At 68.1% G+C, this 2734-nt stretch carries 2 protein-coding genes; both read right to left on the reverse strand.

The window, feature by feature from the left end; translation table 11 throughout:
* The coding region (locus HMPREF9440_RS10755) for a cytochrome c biogenesis protein CcdA (RefSeq protein WP_008543265.1) at positions 1-1836 on the reverse strand (1836 nt) is incomplete at its 3' end.
* A gap of 26 nt (positions 1837-1862) precedes the next feature.
* Positions 1863-2734 (reverse strand): glutamate-1-semialdehyde 2,1-aminomutase (locus HMPREF9440_RS08320; protein WP_040765032.1); only part of this gene is annotated, 872 nt, incomplete at its 5' end.

A 2734-nucleotide genomic window follows, 5' to 3' on the forward strand; every position in this document is an offset into this window, starting at 1 on the left:
GGCCCCGGCGATCGAAAGGACGAGGAGGAAGAGCATGAGCGGGCGGTTCTTCCCGCGGCCCCACTGCTCGCGGCCCAGGAGCCAGAGGGCGACGATGAGGGACGCGAGACCGGCCACGACCACCATCATCCCGAAGAAGTCGACCTGCTTCGAGAGGACCCAACCCAACCACAGGATGGCGAGCGCCATCGGGACGGCCATCACCTTCCGGAAGGTCTCCATCCAGGGGCCGGGTTTCGGAAGCCACGCGGCCCAGGCGGGGAAGATGCAAAGGAGCAGCCACGGAAGCGACATCCCGAGGCCCAACGCGAGGAAGACGGCGACGGCGACGGGCACGGTCGCCGTCAACGCATAGCCCAACGCCGCCCCCATGAAGGGCGCGGTGCAGGGGCTCGCGATGATGACGGCGAGAACGCCCGTGAGGAAGGACTGCGGAACGCCGTCCTTCTTCGCCTTCGCAAAGGACATGTTGGCGACGCCCGTGCCGAGGGTGAATTCATAGAGCCCGGCGAGGTTTGCGGTGATCGCGCCGAAAAGGAGAATGAGCCCGGCGACGACCGCGGGGTTCTGAAGCTGGAACCCCCAACCCAAGGCGGCGCCCGCGCCGCGAAGCGCGAGAAGGACGCCCGAGAGCGCCAGCATCGTCGCGCAGACGCCCGCCGTGAAGGCGATGCCGTGGCGCGCGATGGCTTCGCCCTTCCTGGCCGCGTCGACCAACTGCAGGAGCTTCAACGACAAGACCGGGAAGACGCAGGGCATGAGGTTCAGGATGATCCCGCCCACGAACGCGAAGAAGATCGCGGTCAACGCGCCCAGCGAGGGCGCGTTCGAGACGGGAACCGCGGGGACGGGCGCGGCGGCGGGGACGCCTTCGACGCCGTTCGTCTGCGCCGCGGCCGAGGCCTGAACGGGCAGAGGCGCCACGGCGCCCTTCACCAGGGGGATCTCGGTTTCGATCGCCCAGCCGCCTTCCGCGGGTCCGCCGTCGGCGACGAGGACCCCGGAAATCTTCTCGCGCGGCTCGGCGGCGAAGTCGGCGGCCGCTTCGACCTGGATCGTGCGGTTTTCGGGCGTGATCGACGCGACCGGATCGGTCGCGAGCTTCAGGACGTCGTCCTCCAACGGGAAGAAGTCGAGCGTGTGCTCGACGATCCCGGCCGAGGGGGCCACTTCGATGCGGATGCGGTTTTCGTCGATCACCGCGCGGACGGCGTCGGTCGCGATCGTCTCGGGGATGAGGGATTCGGCTTCCTTGATCGCGGCTTCGTCGCCGCTGGGTTTGCCGACCACGGCGAGCGGGAGCCGGATCGAGGCGTTCGCCGTGCCGGGGACGCAGACGTCCGCGCAGGCGAGGTAGTCGACCTTCACCGAAATCGTCACGCGGTCGCCGAAGCGGACCTGGCGGGGCACCTCCACCGTGAAGGGGAAGGCCGTCGTCCCTTCGTAGCCGAAGCCGATCAGCTCGCCCGTGCGGATGCGCTCAGGCAAAGGAAAGCGCGGGGGCGTCACCTTGATGTTCGACGGCTTCGTGAAGGTGAACTCGGTGACGAGCCCGGCGTCGCCGGGCATGCGCCAGTAGGTGTGCCAGCCGTCGGCGTGCTCCAGCACGACCGCGAGACGGTTTTCCGCCTGAGGCGTGAGCGACGTGTTCTCCGCGATGATCTTCGCCCGGACGTGGGGCTCATTCGTCTTGGGACCCTTGGCGTGGTCGATGGCGGAGAGCCACCCGCCGTTGTCTCCGGCCGCGTGAGCCGGGGTGGTGACGGGGGCGAGGATGAGGAGCGACGCGGCGAAGGCCGCGGCGCCCCGGATGAGTTTGGAGAAGAACGTCGTCATACTTCTGGCGGCGGGGGGTTGGTCGATCAGAGGTGCTTCGCGACTTCGGCGAAGGCGCCGCGGGCGGCCTCCACCGTCTGCGCGATCACGTCGTCCGAGTGGGCGATCGAGACGAAGCCCGCTTCGAAGGTCGAAGGCGCAAAGTAGACGCCGCGGCCGAGCATTTCGTGGAAGAAGCGGTTGAAGGCCTGCTGGTCGGCCTTCATCACGTCGGCGAAGCCCGTGGGGCGCTCGGGGAGGAAGTAGATCCCGAACATGCCGCCCACGCTGTCGGCGCTGAAGGGCACGCCCGCGTCGCGCGCGGCGGCGGTGAGGCCGTCAACGAGCTTCTTCGTCTGGCCCCCGAGCTCGTCGTAGAAGCCCGGACGCTGGATTTCCTTCAAGGTCGCCATGCCGCAGGCGACGGCGACCGGGTTCCCGGAGAGCGTGCCCGCCTGGTAGACGGCGCCCTTCGGGGCGATCTTTTCCATGATGTCGGCGCGCCCGCCGAAGGCGGCGACCGGCATCCCGCCGCCGATCACCTTGCCCAACATCGTGATGTCGGGGGTGACGTTGAAGAGCGACTGGGCGCCGTGGAGCGCCACGCGGAAGCCCGTCATCACTTCGTCGACGATCAAAAGCGCGCCGTGCTTCGTGCAGAGGCGGCGCATCGTGTCGATGAATTCCTGCGTGCCGCGCACGAGGTTCATGTTGCCGGCGAAGGCTTCGACGATGACGCAGGCGATGTCGTCGCCGTACTTCGCGAAGGCTTCTTCAAGCTGCTGCGGGTTGTTGTACTCGAGAACGAGCGTGTGTTCGGTGACGGAGGCGGGGACGCCGGAGGACGAGGGGTTGCCGAAGGTGAGGAGGCCCGAACCCGCCTTGACGAGGAGCGCGTCCGAGTGACCGTGATAGCACC

Source organism: Sutterella parvirubra YIT 11816 (assembly GCF_000250875.1).
GTDB lineage: Bacteria > Pseudomonadota > Gammaproteobacteria > Burkholderiales > Burkholderiaceae_F > Sutterella > Sutterella parvirubra.